Source organism: Kitasatospora sp. NPDC087271, assembly GCF_044744605.1.
Classification (GTDB): domain Bacteria; phylum Actinomycetota; class Actinomycetes; order Streptomycetales; family Streptomycetaceae; genus Kitasatospora.
This window is the reverse complement of sequence record NZ_JBIUYQ010000002.1, coordinates 500,546-516,322: the sequence shown is the minus strand read 5'-3', so window position 1 is coordinate 516,322 and position 15,777 is coordinate 500,546. Positions and strand designations below refer to the sequence as shown.

The following is a 15,777-nucleotide window of genomic DNA, read 5'->3' as shown; positions in this document are numbered from 1 at the left end:
GACCGGCGGGACGCCGAGGATGCCCGGACCCGGCAGCGACGCCGCGACCAGCGCGTTTCCCCCGGTCGGGCCCGGCGGCCCGCAGACCCCCGGCCGCGGTACGGCCGCGCCGCTGGGCACGGTCGGCGACGGCCGCTACCGGCTGACCTACCGGCTCGGCCGCGGCGGCATGGCCGAGGTGTTCGCGGCCGAGGACGTACGGCTGGGACGGACGGTCGCGGTCAAGCTGCTCCGCGGCGAGCTGGCCCAGGACGACATCGCCCGGCTGCGGTTCACCCGCGAGGCACACGCCGTCGCGGGGCTCAACCACCACTCGATCGTCGCGGTCTACGACACCGGCGAGGAGTACGCCGGGGACGAGTCCACGCCGTACATCGTGATGGAGCTGGTCGAGGGCCGGACCGTCCGCGAGCTGCTGGTGGACGAGGACGCGCCGCCGGTCGACCAGGCACTGATCATCATCGCCGGGGTGCTGGAGGCGCTGGCGTACAGCCACCGCAACGGCATCGTCCACCGGGACATCAAGCCCGCCAACGTGATCATCACGACCGCGGGCGCCGTCAAGGTGATGGACTTCGGTATCGCCCGGGCGCTGACCGGCACGGCCAGCACCATGACCCAGACCGGCATGGTCATGGGCACCCCGCAGTACCTCTCGCCCGAGCAGGCCCTCGGCAAGCCCGTCGACCACCGCTCCGACCTGTACGCGGCCGGCTGCATGCTGTACGAACTGCTGGCGCTGCGCCCGCCGTTCACCGGCGACACCCCGCTCTCGGTGGTCTACCAGCACGTCCAGGACATGCCGGTGCCGCCCTCGCAGGCCAACGGCCGGGTGCCGGTCGGGCTGGACCAGCTGGTGCTGCGCTCGCTGGCCAAGAACCCGGACGACCGCTTCCAGGACGCCGACGAGTTCCGCGCGCACGTCCAGCACGCGCTGCGCGAGATGCACGGCGCGGGCGGCGCGGGCTGGGCCGGCACCACGGCCGGGCTGGCCGCCGCGGGGCAGGGGAACACCGACGCCACCCAGGTGATCCGGCCCGACCAGACCGCGGCCACCGCGGCCTTCGGCGCGATCGGCCCCGGCGACCAGACCTCGGTGCTGCCCTACCAGGGGATGGGGGGCCCGGGCGGCCCGCACACCCCGTCGACGCCCTACCCGGGGGCCGGCGGCCCCTACGGCGGTGGTGGCGACGACGACGGCGGCTCCGGCCGCCGGCGCGGGCCGTGGGCCTGGGTGGCCGGCGCCGCGGCCGTGCTGCTCGCGGCCGGGGTCGGCATGGCGTTCGCGTTCAGCGGCAACGAACCCACGAACTCGCACACCGTGCCGCCGACACCGCTCCCGGCGGTCAGCACGACCGAGCCCAGCACGCCGCCCCAGAGCGGCTCGCAGAGCCCGCCCGCGTCCAACACCGGCAGCCGGCGCCCGACGCAGCCGACCGAGAACGGCGGCAACGGCGGCAGCTACAACAACGGCGGCAGCGGCGGCAACAACAACGGCAACAACAACGGCAACAACAACATGTCGCCGTCTCCGGGTTCGGGCAAGCACTCGACGCCCGCGTCGCCCAGCCAGACCCCCAGCCACACGCAGCCGCCCACCACGGCGCCCGGCACGCCCAGCACGGCGCCGACCACCCCGAGCACGGGAAGCGGCGGCAGCACGGGGGCGGCCACGCCGCCGCCGGCGACCAAGTCGAACCCGCCGGCCACCCAGCCGCCGGCGACCCAGCCGCCGGCGACGCCCTGATCGGGCCGGGCTGACACCGGTCAGTTGGCGAAGGCGTCCAGGACCTGTTCGTACTCCTGGCACCACCACGTCAACTGGCCGGCCGAGGCGGGGTAGAGCGGGTCGGCCCGGTGGTCGGCCCGCTGGTAGCGCCACTGGAGCATCCAGAAGTCGTTCAGCCGCTCCCACCAGACCCGGTGGACGGCGGCGGCCAGGTGCTCGGCGGTGGCGGCTCCGGTGGCCCGGTAGGACTGCGAGTAGTGGCGGACCCGCACCAGGTCGAGGGTGCCGGACGTCCGGTCGTTGAAGAGCAGCGTGGCGGCGCGGACGGCCTCCTCGGCGCGCGGCTGCGGGCCGAGCTTGTCCCAGTCCAGGACGGCCGCGACCGGGCCGCCGTCGGGGCCGTCGCCGTACAGCAGGTTGAGTCCGTGGAAGTCGCCGTGGGTCCAGCCGGTGGGCGGGGCGGTCTGCGGGGCGGGGCGGCGGTGGGCGTGTTCGGCGAGCAGTTCCAGCCTTTCGGTGAGCCTCCGTTCGACCAGCGCGTCCAGGTCGCCGTACGGGCGGTGGGCGCGGGCGTGGCGCCGCAGGTCGCGGGCGAGGTCGGCGCTGTCGAGGGGGTCGGCGGTGCGGTAGCCCGGGGGTTGTTCGAAGGGGGCGCACACGTCGTCGAGCGCGCCGTGCAGTCGGCCGAGCAGCGCGCCGAGCGCGTCGCACTGCGGCGGGGAGAGGTCGGTACCGTGCCGGTGTCGGCCATCCACCCAGGGGAACAGCGCGAACAGCCGGCCGCCGTAGCCGGCCACCGTGCCGGCTCGTTCGGCGCAGGTCAGCGGGGGTGCGACGGGCAGCCCGAGGGCCTGGAGCCCGGCCATCGCCCGGTGGTGGGCGACGATCTTCGGGCGGCTGGCGGTGGCGGCGTCGACGTAGCACTTCAGGAAGTACGCGCCGGTCTCGGTGGTGACCCGGTACCCGCGGTTCAGCAGGCCTTCGGCGACCGGTTCGGCGGTCAGCAGTCCCCCCACCCGGTAGCGGCCCAGGACCTCGGCGAGTGCGGCGCGCGGGACGGGCGGACTGAGGGTCCCTATCGGCGGCGCGGAGAGGTCGGGGCGGGCCGGGGAGCAGGAGAGGGTCTGGCTGAAAGTCACAGCCAGAGGTTAGGGCCCCCGTGCGGGGGCCCTTGACAAGTCGTCAGTTCTGTGATCGCCGTTCTGGTCAGTGCTGCTGGTCCGCCTGGTGCCGTGCCACGAAGGCCGCCGCCTGGGTGCGTCGCTCCATTCCCATCTTGGCGAGCAGACTGGAGACGTAGTTCTTCACCGTCTTCTCGGCCAGGTGCAACTCGTTGCCGATCTGACGGTTGGTCATCCCCTCGCCGATCAGATCGAGGATCCGGCGCTCCTGCTTGGTGAGTTGCGCCAGCCGCTCGTCCTCCTTCTCGCCGCCGTCGCGCAGCCGGGCCAGCACCCGGCTGGTGGCGACCTGGTCGAGCAGCGACTTGCCGGCCGCGACGTCCCGGACGGCGGTGATCAGGTCGGTGCCGCGGATCGCCTTCAGGACGTAGCCGGACGCGCCCGCCATGATCGAGTCGAACAGCGCCTCGTCGTCCGAGAACGAGGTCAGCATCAGGCACTTGATCTCCGGCAGCCGGGACCGGATCTCCCGGCAGACCTCGACCCCGTTGCCGTCCGGCAGCCGGACGTCGAGCACCGCGACGTCGGGGTGGACCGCCGGGATCCGGGTGAGCGCCTCGGCGGCGGTGCCGGCCTCGCCGACCACCTCGATGTCGTCCTCGACCGAGAGCAGGTCGTGCACGCCCCGCCGGACAACCTCGTGATCGTCGAGCAGGAAAACCCTGATTTGTCCGTTATCAGTCACGTCCAAAGCCTCCCATATCACCGTACGGAAGACCTATCGTCCCTGGTGCCGCAGTCAGGCGGTCCGGCCGGGGCGGTCCGAAACCGATACCGAGAACCCCCTTACGTACGGGCTCGCGCCCGGATAACGTGCGCTGGTGTCCTGAAGGCGCCCGAATTGAGAGCTGCGTCACGCGGTCCGTCACCCCCACCCTTCCGACGGCGCGCTGCCCGCGGCACCCTCGGGGTTGTAAGCCCTGAACAAGTAGGACGTCCTAGCGCAAGCGCGCCAAGGGCGGACGCTGGGTAACGTTCTCGTGAGGGACGCCGTCGGAACAGGATCACCACCTGCCCCGCAGTAGGAGCGCACACCCACGCGCGCCCCGCGAGGCGGTGACCGGACCGGTCACCGGCGACCCCGGGCGGCCGGACAGACCGAGGAGTGAACGTGACCGTCAAAAGCACGGCGAGGGCCCGCAAGAAGGCGGCCCCCGGCGTCCCTGACACCCTCCGCGCCACGGGGAAGGACACCCAGCCGGAGCTCGTACAGCTGCTCACCCCGGAAGGCGAACGGGTCGAGCACCCGGACTACCCGCTCACCACCACCCCGGAGGAGCTGCGCGCCCTCTACCGCGACCTGGTGCTGGTCCGCCGGTTCGACGGCGAGGCCACCGCACTCCAGCGCCAGGGCGAGCTGGGCCTGTGGGCCTCGCTGCTCGGCCAGGAGGCCGCCCAGGTCGGCTCCGGCCGTGCCATGCGCACCGGCGACTACGCCTTCCCCACCTACCGCGAGCACGGTGTCGCCTGGTGCCGCGACGTCGACCCGCTCAACCTGCTCGGCATGTTCCGGGGCGTGAACCACGGCGGCTGGGACCCGAACGAGAAGAACTTCCACCTGTACACCATCGTGATCGGCGCGCAGGCCCTGCACGCCACCGGCTACGCGATGGGCATCAGCAAGGACGGCGCCGACGACGCGGTCATCGCCTACTTCGGCGACGGCGCCTCCAGCCAGGGCGACGTCAACGAGGCCTTCACCTTCGCCTCGGTCTACAACGCGCCCGTGGTGTTCTTCTGCCAGAACAACCAGTGGGCGATCTCCGAGCCCACCACCACCCAGACCAAGATCCCGCTGTACCGCCGCGCCTCCGGCTTCGGCTTCCCCGGCGTCCGGGTCGACGGCAACGACGTGCTGGCCTGCCTGGCCGTCACCCGCTGGGCGCTCGACCACGCCCGCAGCGGCAACGGCCCGGTGCTGATCGAGGCGTTCACCTACCGGATGGGCGCGCACACCACCTCCGACGACCCCACCCGCTACCGGCCCACCGAGGAGACCGAGGCCTGGAAGGCCAAGGACCCGATCGCCCGGCTCCGCGCCCTCCTGGAGAAGGAGGGCCTGGCCGACGAGGAGTTCTTCACCGCTATCGAGGCCGAGAGCGAGCGGCTGGGGCTGCGGGTGCGCGAGGGCGTGCGCGGCATGCCCGACCCGGACCCGACCCTGATCTTCGACCACGTGTACAGCGAGCCGCACGCGCTGGTCGATGAGGAACGGGCCGAGTACGTCCAGTACGCGGCCTCCTTCGAGGCGGGGGAGAACCTCTGATGGCCGGTCAGCTCAGCATTGCCAAGGCGCTCAACGGCGCGCTGCGCAAGTCGCTGGAGAGCGACCCGAAGACCGTCCTGATGGGCGAGGACATCGGCAAGCTCGGCGGCGTCTTCCGGATCACCGACGGCCTGCAGAAGGACTTCGGCGAGGGACGGGTGATCGACACCCCGCTCGCCGAGTCCGGCATCGTCGGCACCGCGATCGGCCTGGCGCTGCGCGGCTACCGCCCGGTGGTGGAGATCCAGTTCGACGGCTTCGTCTACCCGGCCTTCGACCAGATCGTCTCCCAGCTGGCCAAGATGCACGCCCGCGCGCTCGGGAACGTCAAGCTCCCGGTCACCATCCGCATCCCCTTCGCGGGCGGCATCGGCGCGGTCGAGCACCACAGCGAGTCGCACGAGGCGTACTTCGCGCACACCGCGGGCCTGCGCGTGGTCAGCCCGTCCAACGCGCACGACGCGCACTGGATGCTGCGGCAGGCCATCGCCTCGGACGACCCGGTGGTCTTCCTGGAGCCCAAGCGCCGGTACTGGGACAAGGGCGAGGTCGGCGACGCCGCCGACCTCGGACTGCACGACGCCCGGATCGTGCGCTCCGGCACCGATGCCACGCTGCTCGCCTACGGCCCGATGGTCAAGGTCTGCCTGGAGGCCGCCGCGGCCGCCGAGGAGGACGGCCGCCGACTGGAGGTCGTCGACCTGCGCTCGCTCTCCCCGGTGGACTTCACCACCCTGGAGGAGTCGGTCAAGCGCACCGGGCGGGCCGTCGTGGTGCACGAGGCGCCGGTCTTCCTGGGCATGGGTGCCGAACTGGCCGCCCGGCTCACCGAACGGTGCTTCTACCACCTGGAGGCGCCCGTCCTGCGGGTCGGCGGCTACCACGCGCCGTATCCGCCGTCCCGCGTCGAGGAGGCCTTCCTCCCCGACCTGGACCGCGTGCTCGACGCCGTCGACCGCGCACTCGCGTACTGATCCGGGGGAGCGAAGATGACCACCGAAGTTCGCTCGCTCCGCGAGTTCAAGATGCCCGATGTGGGCGAGGGCCTGACCGAGGCCGAAATCCTCAGCTGGTACGTCAAGCCGGGTGACACCGTCACCGACGGGCAGGTCGTGTGCGAGGTGGAGACCGCCAAGGCGGCGGTGGAGCTGCCGATCCCGTTCAACGGGGTCGTCGATCAGCTCTTCTTCCCCGCGGGCGCGACGGTCGACGTCGGCACCGTGATCATCTCGGTCGCGGTCGCCGGGGAGGCCGGGGCCGCGGCTCCTGCCGCCGCCGCTGCTGTTGCGCCCGTCGCCGCCGCCGCGCCGGCCGAACCGGCCGAGCCCGAGCGGCGCGAGGTGCTGGTCGGCTACGGCCCGCGCACCGGCACCGCGCAGCGCCGGGCCCGGCGCACGACCACGACGACCGTCACCGCGACGCCGGCTCCGGCCGCGCCCGTCGTGCCGGCCGCGCCCGTCGTGCCGGCCGCGCCGGTCGTGTCGGCTGCTCCGGCGCCGGTCGCGCCGGTCGCGCCCGCCTCGTCCGTCCTGGCCGAACAGCCCGCCGGGGAGCGGCCGTTGGCCAAGCCGCCGGTGCGCAAACTGGCCAAGGACCTCGGCATCGACCTGCGCGCGGTCGTCCCGACCGGCCGGGACGGCGTGATCACCCGCGAGGACGTGCACGCCCACGCGTCCGCCCTGGCCACCGCGCAGGCCGCCCCGGCGGCGCCGGTCGAGGCCGGGCCGGTCGCGGCGGCGGTGCCGGCGCCGGTCACCGTGGCGGGCGACGTCCGGGTGCCGATCAAGGGCGTCCGCAAGGCGACCGCGCAGGCGATGGTGGCCTCGGCCTTCACCGCCCCGCACGTCACCGAGTTCGTCCAGGTCGACGTGACCCGCACGATGAAGTTCGTCCGCCGGCTCAAGGAGAGCGGCGAGTTGGGCCGGGACGTCCGGATCAGCCCGCTGCTGCTGGTCGCCAAGGCACTGCTCACCGCGGTCAAGCGGCACCCCGAGATCAACGCGCAGTGGGACGAGGCGGCCCAGGAGATCGTCATCAAGGGCCAGGTCAACCTCGGCATCGCCGCGGCCACCCCGCGCGGCCTGATCGTCCCCAACATCAAGGACGCCGGCGGCAAGACCCTCACGGGCCTCGCCGTCTCGCTGGGCGAGCTGATCGACACCGCCCGCCAGGGCAAGACCTCGCCGGGCGACATGCAGGGCGGGACCATCACCATCACCAACGTCGGCGTCTTCGGCGTCGACACCGGCACCCCGATCCTCAACCCCGGCGAGGCCGCGATCCTCGCCGTCGGCGCGATCCGGGACATGCCGTGGGTGCACAAGGGCAAGGTCGTCCCGCGTCAGGTGACCACGCTGGCGCTCTCCTTCGACCACCGCCTGGTGGACGGGGAGTTGGGCTCCAAGGTGCTGGCCGACGTGGCCGCGCTGCTGGAGCGCCCGAAGCGCCTGATCACCTGGGGCTGACGGCCCGGGACGTCACGAACGGGAAGCCACGGAGGGGCCTTCCCCCACACCGCCGTGTGGGGGAAGGCCCCTCCGCTTCTGCCCGCCCGTCGGCCGTCGCTGGGGGCGAGGCCGGCGGGCGGCGATCGGGACCAGCCGATGACGGACGCGCGCATGACGTGACTCCCCGGGGTCACGGGTCTGACGGCGTGGCTGGGCGAGGGCGACGGGCCCGCTCCGGGCGGGGCGGAAGCGCCCCGGCCCCGCCGGTCGCGCTCTCCGTGCCTTCATCCGTACAGACGTGCATCCTCGCCGGGGGTTGCAGGTGGTTTCAAAGACTTTTCCGTGAGCCCCCGGCGCGGCGTTCGGGATACTTCCGGAATGACTGAAGAGCTGACGGTCCGACCGGAGACGGTGCCGGGCGGGGGCGGGGAGCGCCGGTCGCTGCGGCGGGACGTGTCGGGGCCGGCCCTGCTGGCGGGGTTGGTCTGCATCGCGGTGTCGTTCTCGGGTCCGCTGGTGGTGGTGCTCGCGGCGGCGGCCGCCGGGCGGCTGGACGCGGCGCACACGGCGTCCTGGATCTGGGCGGTGGCCATCGGCAGCGGGCTGAGCGGCTTCGCGCTGAGCTGGTGGACCAGGACCCCGGTGATCACCGCCTGGTCCACCCCGGGCGCCGCGCTGCTGGTGACCAGCCTGGGCGCGTACCCGTACCGGGAGGCGGTGGGGGCGTTCCTGGTGAGCGCGGCGGTGGTGACGCTCTTCGGGGTCACCGGCTGGTTCGGCCGGCTGATCGCGGCGGTGCCGACCGGGATCGTCAACGCGATGCTGGCGGGCATCCTGTTCTCCTTCGGCGCCGGGATCTTCGGCGCCGTGCACGGCGCGCCGGTGCTGGTGGTGGGCAGCCTCGCGGCCTTCCTGCTGGCCAAGCGGCTGGCCCCGCGGTACGCCGTCCCGGTGGCGCTGCTGGTGGGCGGGGTGCTGGCGGCGTTGACCGTCGGACTCCCGCTGCACCTGGGCTCGGGCGGGCCGACCCGGCCGGTGTTCACCGTGCCGGCGTTCTCCTGGGCGGCCACGGTGGGGCTGGCGCTGCCGCTCACGATCGTGGTGCTGGCCTCGCAGAACGCACCGGGCCTCGGGGTGATGCGAGCCTTCGGCTACCGGGCGGACGACCGGCTGCTGATCGGGTCGACCGGTGTGGTGTCGCTGCTGCTGGCGCCGTTCGGCTCGCCGGGGGTGAACCTGGCGGCGATCACGGCGGCGATCTGCTCCGGCCCGGAGAGCCACCCCGACCCGCGCCGCCGCTACGTCGCGGGGATGTCCTCGGGCGTGCTGTACGTGCTGGTGGGCAGCTTCGGCGGGGTGCTGGTGAGCCTGTTCACCGGCCTGCCGAAGGAGCTGATCGCGGTGATCGCCGGGGTCGCGCTGCTGGCCTCGCTGCAGGGCAGCCTGGCGGCGGCGGTGGCGGACGAGCGGGGGCGGGACGCGGCGGTGGTGACCTTCCTGGCCAGCGCCTCGGGGATGAGCCTGTTCGGGATCGGCTCGGCCTTCTGGGGCCTGCTGTTCGGCCTCGGCACCCACCTGGTGCTGAACCTCCGCAGGCGCTGACGAGGGGCCTGTCATCGGTCAGATTCCAGTCATTGGGATGACTGGTGTGGTGAGGGTCATTCGGCCAGGTCGGTGACTTTTTCGGCGCGCGGTAGGGGTGACACACCCGTCCGGGTACGTCTTCGCTCCACCACCCGGGCTACGCCGGGTGACCGGAACCCCGAGGACGCACCCGCATGCCACCTGGCAACCCTGGCCGTCTCGTTCGGAGTCTGGCCGCGCTCGTGCTGGTGTCCACCGCCGTACTCCCCGCCGCCCTGGAGCTGGTCGGCCCCTCGCCGTTCGGCGTGATCGGACCGGGGGCCCCCGCCGACCGGGCGGTCCCGCCGCACAGCGCACAGCGCGCCGACCGTCGGCCCGTCACGGCCGCCCCCACCGTCGACATACGCCGCACCGGGGACCCGGCCAACCGGATCACCCTGGTCCTGCTCGGCGACGGCTACACGGCCGCCGAACAGGACCTGTTCCGACAGCAGGTCGACCGGGCCTGGCACGCGCTGATGGCCATCGAGCCGTTCCGCACCTACCAGGGGTTCTTCAACATACGGCGGGTCGAAGTGGTCTCCCCGGTCTCCGGGATAGCCGAGACCGAGAGCCGCGGACGCAACCCCGCCACCCCGCTCGGCATGCACTTCTGGTGTGAGGGCACCGCCCGGCTGCTCTGCGCCGACGAGGCCGCCACCGCCCGGTACGCGGGCGACAGCTCCGGGCCGCAGTACCTGATAGCCCTGGCCAACTCCACCGAGTACGGCGGCGCCGGCGGCACCGGGGTGACCACCCTGGCCGGCGGCAGCCCGGACGCCGGGCGGATCATCCAGCACGAGATCGGCCACACCGTGGGGGACCTCGGCGACGAGTACGACAGCGCCCCGGACGACGCCGAGTACCCGAACCTCGCCACCCTCGACGCCGACGACATGCGCAAGAAGCAGACCAAGTGGTGGCGCTGGCTGGGCGCGGAGTCCCCGGACGGCGCCGGGACGGTCGGCGCCTACCGCAGCGCCAACGGCCTCTACCGGCCCACCCCCGACTCGGTGATGCGCACCCTGGGCAGCGCCTACAACCTGCCGTCGCGCGAGGCGATCATGGAGGAGCTGTACCGCAGGATCCGGCCCACCGACACCCCGTCGCCGCCGCCCGGCGAGGTGAGCGGGCGGCCCCGGCTTAACGTCCGGCCGGTGCCGCTGACCGGCCCGCGACAGCTGAAGGTCGAGTGGAAGGTGGACGGCGTCGCGGTGACGCCGCAGGCCGCCGACGGCTCCTGGCTGGACACCGACCAGCTGAACCTGGCCCCGGGCCGGACGGCCACCGTCACGGCGACCGTCCGGGACACCACTGACTGGGTGCGGGACGAGGCCTTCCGGGACCGCTACATGACCCGGTCGGTGTCCTGGACGCTGACCGGCTGACGCCCGGTCCGCGGAATCCGTGGAATCCGTGCCCCGTGGAGTCCGTGGTCCGTGGACGATCGACCGCACCCCGCACTGGGCGTCCCATCATGGGATGACTAGTCTGGTCGCACTATGACCGTGGAGCCCGCCCGCTCAGCCGCACCCCTGTCCGTCCCCGCTCCCCGAACCGCCGACCCGACGCCGCCGGTCGCCCCGACGCCGTCCGCCGCCCCCGCACCGTCCCCGCCCGGCGGGCGCGCGGCCTGGCTGGCCTGGTCCATCGGCGTCAGCGTCTACATCCTCGCGGTGATCCACCGCACCAGCCTCGGCGTGGCCGGACTGGACGCCGCCGACCGCTTCGGCATCGGCGCCTCCGCGCTCTCCACCTTCTCGATCCTCCAGGTGCTGGTCTACGCGGCCATGCAGATACCGGTCGGCCTGCTCGTCGACCGGATCGGGCCGCGCCGGGTGCTGCTGCTCGGCGTCGTCCTGCTGAGCTTCGGCCAACTGGCCTTCGCGTTCAGCTCCTCCTTCGCCCCGGCACTGGCCTCCCGGGCGGTGCTCGGCTGCGGCGACGCGATGACCTTCATCAGCGTGCTGCGGCTCGCCGCCCGGTGGTTCCCCGCCGCCCGGAACCCGTTCGTGGCCCAGCTGACCGGCCTCGCCGGAATGGGCGGCAACCTGATCACCACCGTGGTGCTCGCACAGGCCCTGCACCGCGAGGGCTGGACGCCCACCTTCACCGCGATCGCCCTGCTCGGCGTCGCGGTCTTCGCGCTGGTCGCGCTCTTCCTCAAGGAAGCGCCGGCGGCGGCCGTACGGCCGGTCGAACACCCGCCCGCGCCGCGGCCGAACGTCGGCCGGCAGGTCCGCGCGTGCTGGCGCGAACCGGGCACCCGGCTCGGGCTCTGGGTGCACTTCACCACCCAGTTCCCCGGCAACGCCTTCGGCCTGCTCTGGGGCCTGCCCTACCTGGTGGAGGCGCAGGGCCTCTCCCGGGCCGCGGCCGGCGGACTGCTGACCCTGCTGGTGCTCAGCAACATGGCCTTCGGCTTCCTGTTCGGCCGGGTGCTCTCCGTCTCGGCGCGGGCCCGGATGCCGATCGTCCTCACCGTCATCACGGCCACCGCCCTCGGCTGGGCGCTGGTCCTGGCCTGGCCCGGCGGACACCCGCCGATCTGGCTGCTGTCCGCCATCATCGTGGTGATGGGCAGCAACGGCCCGGCCTCACTGGTCGGCCTCGACTACGCCCGCGCCCGCAACCCGGTGGAGCGCCTCGGCACCGCCTCCGGGATCGTCAACATGGGCGGCTTCATCGGCACGATGATCACCCTCTTCGGCATCGGCGTCCTCCTGGACGGCCTCTCCCCGGCCGGCACCGACTCCTACTCGGCCGACGCCTTCCGCTGGGCGTTCTGCTGGCAGTACGTCCCGCTGGCGGTCGGCACCGTGATGATCCTGCGCCTGCGTCGCAAGGTCGCGGCGGAGGAGAAGGGGCTCTGACCTGCGAAGGACGTCGAAACTATTGCTTTGGGTGATGGTTTCCCGCCGCTACAGCCCGATGCCCCGGAGCACCTCGGTGATCTCTGGCGGCCGTCCGTAGAGCTGGACCCGGTCGATCACACAGAGCACCGTGCCCTCCGGCGGCATCATCGGTGTGCGAGCCGGATGCGCCCCCGGCCGGGTCGGCTGCTCGGCGGCTTCGCGCCGCATGCGGATCAGGTCCACGAGCTTCAGTTTGGGGCAGCCGGGGACGATTCGGCTGGCCCGGATTCCGACCCGTTCTTCGCCCGGGCAGGCGAAGTACGCGCCGAACGGTGGTCCGCTGTCCTCCTCCCGGCTCGGCAGGTGAAGGACCATCTCGCCGTGCTGGCAGTGGACCGTTCCGTCGGAGTGGACGGTCAGGCCGGGCCAGTCCTCGTGGTCGATCTCGGCGACGATCCGTACCTGTTGTCCGATCGCCTCGGCCAGGGTCTCCGCCATCCGCCGCTGTTGGGTGGGGATATCGGCGTCCCCGCGGCGGACGGAGGGGATCAGCTCGTCGGTAACCCATTCTCGGAACGGTCGGGCCGTGCCTTTGTCCGACCGCATGAGGAGGCCGTATAGACCTGCCTCGCTCACCACGCCGAGTAGTGGATTCCCTCGACGATAGGCTTTCTGACCTGTAGGAATCCGGTAACCCTTGTTCCGAACAAGGGTTACCGACCGTAGGTCGACGACACGGTGCTGATGGTGTTCCAGCACCTTGACGGTATCTGTCGGGTTTCCTCGGCCCAGGACTCGGCACACGTCCGCCGTGACGAACCACGGTTGTCCGTCGATCATCACGACTCTGATCGGTTGCCCCGTGACCGGGAAGCTCGACCGGACCAGAGTCATCTGCTGCTGTTCGTCGTCCATGGGGACGCCCCTCCTTCTTCCGGGTGGTGGCGGGAGTGCCCGGAACAACGAGGTCGAACGGGTGAGGTTCTGGTGTTGGATTGACGGATGGATGCACGAGTGGTGCCGACCCGGCGCGCACTCGTGCGTGTACGCCGGGTGGCGTGCGCTGCGGGGTGGCTGGGGTCAGATGGTGACCGCGAAGGCGGACAGGACGCGGTCGGCGAGTTCCTGGACCTGTGCCGAAAGGTTGAGGCGGCGGGGGCGTAGGGTTTCTGACCTGCTGAAACGTCGTAACCCTGGCTTTCAGCGAGGGTCTTGAAGGCCATGCCCCCGGTATAGGGCGTCGGTGAATCAGCACCGGTACTCGCGCAGCAGTTCGGCAAGCTGTGGCGCTGTCCCGCAGATGCGGTTGATATGACCGTCGTTCACTTCTGCGTACAGGACTTCATAGCCGGGCCAGTCCTCGTGGTCGATCTCGGCGACGATCCGTACCTGTTGTCCGATCGCCTCGGCCACGGTCTCCGCCATCCGCCGCTGTTGGGTGGGGATGTCGGTGTCCCCACGGCGGCTGGAGGGGAGAAGGTCTCGGGTGACCCAGTCCCTGAACGGCTGGGCGTCGGGCTTGCTCGACCTCATGATCAAGGTATACAAGCCCGCCTCGCTGATCACCCCGAGCAGTGGGTTTCCACGCGCGCATGGTTTCCCACCTGCGGAAACGTCGTAACCATCGCTTTTGGCGATGGTTACCGACCACAGGTCGACGGTGCGGTGCTGGTGGGTCTCCAACCTCTTGACGGCGTCGGGCGGATTACGCCGGCCCATGACTCAGCACCCGGCGCGCACTCGTGCGTGTACGCCGGGTGGCGTGCGCTGCGGGGTGGCCGGGGTCAGATGGTGACCGCGAAGGCGGACAGGACGCGGTCGGCGAGTTCCTTGTCGCCGTCGATGGTGACCGGGCCGGGGCGGCCGCGGCCGCAGGCGAGCCGGAGGTAGGTCTCCCAGTCCATGGTGAGCTGGACGTCGGGGGCCAGGCTGATCGACTCGTCGACGGTGCCGCGGCCGGTCGAGTCGACCCGGACGGTGCGCAGGAACTCCACGCGGCCGGTGACGTCCAGGACCATGGCCGTTCCGGCCGGGGCGCCGGCCCGGTGGGCGACGGCCTTGGGCAGCAGCCCCAGCAGGACGTCCCGGGCGATCAGGGCGGCCGGGGAGTCGAGGTTGCCGGGGGTGTCCAGGGCCCGGCGCAGGTCCTGCTCGTGCACCCAGACGTCGAAGGCCCGCAGGCGCAGCAGCTCGTGGTACGGCACGTCGCGGCTGTTCGGGCCGGCCGGCCAGCGCACCGGCTCCAGGGGTGTCTGCTTGGCGTTCCGCAGTGCCCGGGAGCGGCGGATGATCGTGTACTCCAGCTCGCTGGTCATCTCCAGAGCGGTGTGGCAGCGGCGCTTGTCGACCGGCAGTTCGATGTAGCGGGCGAAGTCGGTGGTGACGTGGCGAAGGTCACGCGGCAGGGAGTGGATCGGGCGGGGGTCGCCGAGGAGTTCGGACTCGACCGCGATGATGTGCGAGACGACGTCCCGGACCGACCAGCCGGGGCATTCGGTGGCCCGGTTCCAGGAGCCCTCGGGGAGGGGGGCGACCAGCTCCGATATGGACTCGATGCTCTGGGCCCACGCCTCCGTGTAAGCCTGCACGGTCTGGTTGTCCGTCACGGGAATCTCCGGCCCTCCGTCAGCTTCCTTGCCCTCTGCGCCCGGCCTCCCCGGTCGGCCGGGATGGTCCGGCTTCCAGGCGCACACGCTAACCGCACGTTACGCTGCCGGGAGACAGCTGGGCAGCGCTTTCGGGTGACGATCGTAGGTCTCTTGCCGTGGACGGTGGTACTGTGCGCGCTTCATTGATCCAACTCGGGGTCTCCGACGCCGAGCCGCCCGCCGAACGGCGGGCCCGGGCCGCCGCGCTGGTCCGGGCGCAGCAGGGCGCGGACCTGGTGGTCCTGCCGGAGCTGTGGCCGCTCGGCGGCTTCGCCTACGACCTGTGGTCGGACGGCGCCGAGACGCTGGACGGTCCCACTTCGGACGCGATGGCGGCGGCCGCGCGGGCGGCCGGGGTCTGGCTGCACGCCGGTTCGATCGTCGAGCGCGACCCGGACGGGCCGATCTACAACACCTCGCTGCTGTTCGCCCCGGACGGCGAGCTGATGCACACCTACCGCAAGATCCACCGCTTCGGTTTCGACAGCGGCGAGGCGGTGGTGATGGGCGCGGGGCAGGAGATCGTCACCGCGGCCACCGACTTCGCCACCCTGGGCCTGGCCACCTGCTACGACCTGCGCTTCCCGGAGCTGTTCCGGGCGCTGCTGGACGCCGGCGCGCAGCTGCTGGTGGTTCCGGCGGCCTGGCCGGCCCGGCGGCGCGAGCACTGGACGCTGCTGGCACGGGCGCGCGCGGTGGAGGAGCAGGCGTTCGTGCTGGCCTGCAACACGGCCGGGACGCACGCCGGGGTCGAGCAGGCCGGGCACAGCATCGTGGTGGACCCGTGGGGCCGGGTGCTGGCCGAGGCCGGCACGGAGGAGCAGGTGCTGACCGTCGAGTTCGATCCGGCCGAGGTGGGCAAGGCCCGCGAGGAGTTCCCGGTGCTGCGGGACCGCCTGCTGGGGATCCCCGCGCCGGTCCAGCGCTGATCCTGGCCCGCCCCGGCCCGGTCCGGGCGGGGGCGTCCGGGGGCGCCGGGGCCTCCGGGGGGTTGGTTTGTACCTTCTCGGGGCGGGTTTGAGAAGATG

The 15,777-nt window shown here is 72.2% G+C and carries 13 protein-coding genes; 8 read left to right on the top strand and 5 right to left on the bottom strand.

The features are described from left to right. The first annotated feature begins 19 nt into the window (after positions 1 to 19). Positions 20 to 1,747 (top strand): protein kinase domain-containing protein, encoded by a 1,728-nt coding sequence (locus ACIO9K_RS05435; RefSeq protein WP_363619423.1) that lies wholly within the window; start codon positions 20 to 22, stop codon positions 1,745 to 1,747. Between the two features lie 20 nt (positions 1,748 to 1,767). Here the strand turns inward: ACIO9K_RS05435 and ACIO9K_RS05430 are convergent, their stop codons facing one another. Beyond that, a complete protein-coding gene (locus ACIO9K_RS05430; protein ID WP_363619424.1) occupies positions 1,768 to 2,868 on the bottom strand; it encodes a phosphotransferase in 1,101 nt (366 codons plus the stop codon). Between the two features lie 67 nt (positions 2,869 to 2,935). Next, a complete protein-coding gene (locus ACIO9K_RS05425) occupies positions 2,936 to 3,595 on the bottom strand; it encodes a response regulator transcription factor (protein WP_350876661.1) in 660 nt (219 codons plus the stop codon). 426 nt (positions 3,596 to 4,021) lie between these two features. Between ACIO9K_RS05425 and pdhA the strand changes: the two genes are divergently transcribed. The 6 genes from pdhA to ACIO9K_RS05395 all read left to right on the top strand — a co-directional run bounded on the left by pdhA (position 4,022) and on the right by ACIO9K_RS05395 (position 12,119). Continuing rightward, positions 4,022 to 5,176: a pyruvate dehydrogenase (acetyl-transferring) E1 component subunit alpha gene (pdhA, locus tag ACIO9K_RS05420; RefSeq protein ID WP_400327237.1), complete on the top strand. Its 1,155-nt coding sequence runs from the start codon at positions 4,022 to 4,024 to the stop codon at positions 5,174 to 5,176. Then, positions 5,176 to 6,150: an alpha-ketoacid dehydrogenase subunit beta gene (locus ACIO9K_RS05415; RefSeq protein ID WP_400327235.1), complete on the top strand. Its 975-nt coding sequence runs from the start codon at positions 5,176 to 5,178 to the stop codon at positions 6,148 to 6,150. The genes pdhA and ACIO9K_RS05415 overlap by 1 nt, the downstream gene beginning before the upstream one ends. Before the next feature lie 15 nt (positions 6,151 to 6,165). After that, on the top strand, positions 6,166 to 7,641 hold the full coding sequence (locus ACIO9K_RS05410) for a dihydrolipoamide acetyltransferase family protein (protein WP_400327233.1): 1,476 nt from the start codon (positions 6,166 to 6,168) through the stop codon (positions 7,639 to 7,641). A 360-nt stretch (positions 7,642 to 8,001) separates the two neighbouring features. Then, positions 8,002 to 9,225 (top strand): benzoate/H(+) symporter BenE family transporter, encoded by a 1,224-nt coding sequence (locus ACIO9K_RS05405; protein WP_400327231.1) that lies wholly within the window; start codon positions 8,002 to 8,004, stop codon positions 9,223 to 9,225. 176 nt (positions 9,226 to 9,401) lie between these two features. Next, positions 9,402 to 10,634 (top strand): M64 family metallopeptidase, encoded by a 1,233-nt coding sequence (locus tag ACIO9K_RS05400; protein ID WP_363619428.1) that lies wholly within the window; start codon positions 9,402 to 9,404, stop codon positions 10,632 to 10,634. Positions 10,635 to 10,748: 114 nt separating this feature from the next. After that, positions 10,749 to 12,119: an MFS transporter gene (locus ACIO9K_RS05395; protein WP_363619429.1), complete on the top strand. Its 1,371-nt coding sequence runs from the start codon at positions 10,749 to 10,751 to the stop codon at positions 12,117 to 12,119. A 48-nt stretch (positions 12,120 to 12,167) separates the two neighbouring features. Here the strand turns inward: ACIO9K_RS05395 and ACIO9K_RS05390 are convergent, their stop codons facing one another. From ACIO9K_RS05390 to ACIO9K_RS05380, 3 genes are all read right to left on the bottom strand, one after another. Next, positions 12,168 to 13,016, bottom strand: a complete 849-nt coding sequence (locus ACIO9K_RS05390; RefSeq protein WP_400327228.1) for a Bro-N domain-containing protein — start codon at positions 13,014 to 13,016, stop codon at positions 12,168 to 12,170. 333 nt (positions 13,017 to 13,349) lie between these two features. Beyond that, a complete protein-coding gene (locus ACIO9K_RS05385; protein WP_400327226.1) occupies positions 13,350 to 13,820 on the bottom strand; it encodes a Bro-N domain-containing protein in 471 nt (156 codons plus the stop codon). A 65-nt stretch (positions 13,821 to 13,885) separates the two neighbouring features. Further along, entirely contained in the window at positions 13,886 to 14,707 is an 822-nt protein-coding gene (locus tag ACIO9K_RS05380; RefSeq protein WP_363579837.1) for a maleylpyruvate isomerase family mycothiol-dependent enzyme, read from the bottom strand. A 173-nt stretch (positions 14,708 to 14,880) separates the two neighbouring features. Here ACIO9K_RS05380 and ACIO9K_RS05375 point away from each other — a divergent pair, with 173 nt between their 5' ends. Beyond that, positions 14,881 to 15,678, top strand: a complete 798-nt coding sequence (locus ACIO9K_RS05375) for a carbon-nitrogen family hydrolase (RefSeq protein WP_400327224.1) — start codon at positions 14,881 to 14,883, stop codon at positions 15,676 to 15,678. Positions 15,679 to 15,777 lie beyond the last annotated feature (99 nt).

Coding starts and splice junctions, on each gene's coding strand:
- ACIO9K_RS05385 (WP_400327226.1), bottom strand. CDS start 13,820: ATGGGCCGGCGTAATCCGCCCGACGCCGTCAAGAGGTTGGAGACCCAC.
- ACIO9K_RS05410 (WP_400327233.1), top strand. CDS start 6,166: ATGACCACCGAAGTTCGCTCGCTCCGCGAGTTCAAGATGCCCGATGTG.
- ACIO9K_RS05435 (WP_363619423.1), top strand. CDS start 20: ATGCCCGGACCCGGCAGCGACGCCGCGACCAGCGCGTTTCCCCCGGTC.
- ACIO9K_RS05390 (WP_400327228.1), bottom strand. CDS start 13,016: ATGGACGACGAACAGCAGCAGATGACTCTGGTCCGGTCGAGCTTCCCG.
- ACIO9K_RS05405 (WP_400327231.1), top strand. CDS start 8,002: ATGACTGAAGAGCTGACGGTCCGACCGGAGACGGTGCCGGGCGGGGGC.
- ACIO9K_RS05415 (WP_400327235.1), top strand. CDS start 5,176: ATGGCCGGTCAGCTCAGCATTGCCAAGGCGCTCAACGGCGCGCTGCGC.
- ACIO9K_RS05400 (WP_363619428.1), top strand. CDS start 9,402: ATGCCACCTGGCAACCCTGGCCGTCTCGTTCGGAGTCTGGCCGCGCTC.
- ACIO9K_RS05395 (WP_363619429.1), top strand. CDS start 10,749: ATGACCGTGGAGCCCGCCCGCTCAGCCGCACCCCTGTCCGTCCCCGCT.